Here is a 1,449-nt window from a genome sequence, read left to right as displayed (position 1 = left end):
CTCTTCAGGCTTCAGCCCCTGTTTAATGAGCAAGGCAGCAAGTTGGCGAGCACGGTACGCAAGTTCACCGTATGACAGCGTGGTTTGTTCAGCGACAAGCGCGGTGCGTTCCGGTGCTTTTGATGCCCATTCAAAGAAGGAGTGGTGAAGTGTGCGTTCTTCCTGATGAAGACCTGTAGCGTTGAGACTGCGGCGAGCCACACTCTGCATCACGGGTAACATCGGGTCTAATGGCAAGTCCCAAGAAGAGTGCAGAGTATTTAGCATGTTTTCTAAAACAGTAAACATACTATCCAACATGCCTTCAGGGAAAAGCGTATTAACGCTATCCCACGAAACATGAAGCTCACCGTTGTATTCGTACATTTGGTGATCGAGCCACACTTGAGGGGTTTCAGATAAACCGCCACCTGAGAGTTGGGGGAATCCAACGTCTGACGTTTCTTTTAGAAGTTCGTCAGACATGCCGAGTGTGCTGGTAAAAACAATCGGTAACGCCGCTGCAGTCATATCCATATCTTTCGCACGTTCGCGCTGCACAAAGATGGAGGATACGTGGCGATGTTCCAGCGCACTGAATGTTTCTTCTTGCAAACACAACGCAATCTCAATAAACGTTTTTGTCCTATCTGGTGAATAACCAACAGGAACCAGCGACGTGAAGTCACCCGCCACGTCGTTGATATCCGGGTGGAGAGGCTGTCTGTCAAACAGTGTCATGTTCACGGTATGAGAACGTCCACCGCTCCAACGACTGATGACTTCGCAAAATACACTGAGCACGGCGACAGACGGCGTAATACCTTGTTGTCTTGTCGTTTCTTTTAAGGATTGCCATGTATCTTGACTTAGAATTAAAGACCGTCTTTTAAATTGTGAATTGCTGATCGTTCTTGGGTCTGCCTTGAGAGGCAGTGCGGCAGACAATGGCAGCGTTTCGAGTTTTTCCCGCCAATATTTGATTGCCGTTTCACGTTGCTTTGGCGACGGTGACACCTGTTCGACATAGTCACGAAATGATATGGCTGGTGAAGGGATGAAAGCGTCTAGGTTTTGGTATCTCAGTGCCAACTGACGCAGCAGCATTTTTATACTGAATCCATCCAGCGAAAGATAATTGAAGATAAGACCCAAACGACAACGGTTGCCATTATATGAAAAGGCCTGAGCCGCAAATAAGGTCGCGTCTTTGGCTGATGAGATACTCTGCCACCAACGTGCCAGTTGCGACTTTGCATCCTCCTCGTTATCACACGTCATCAGATCAATAGATGTAAAGAATCGAGTAGGGTCTTGTGAAACGCGTTGTGTTTCAATATCAACAAGCTCTACCCTGAGCATGTCATGATGCTGCACCAAGCTGTTCCAAGCGTTTTCAAGGCGAGCAATGTTAACGTCTTCGCCATCCAGCTCCACCAAGTAATGTGTCCCACAATTTAGCGGCAACCC

At 47.9% G+C, this 1,449-nt stretch carries 1 protein-coding gene; it reads right to left on the bottom strand.

The genetic code is table 11. The annotated features are described in order from the left end of the window. A partial coding sequence (locus tag BM082_RS24545; RefSeq protein ID WP_139218828.1) for a condensation domain-containing protein occupies positions 1-1,449 on the bottom strand: 1,449 nt, incomplete at both ends.

The sequence above is a fragment of the Enterovibrio norvegicus DSM 15893 genome (assembly GCF_900115495.1).
In the GTDB taxonomy this organism is placed as follows: Bacteria; Pseudomonadota; Gammaproteobacteria; order Enterobacterales; family Vibrionaceae; genus Enterovibrio; species Enterovibrio norvegicus.
The sequence above is the reverse complement of the archived record's forward strand: the minus strand, read 5'-3'. Positions and strand labels throughout refer to the sequence as shown.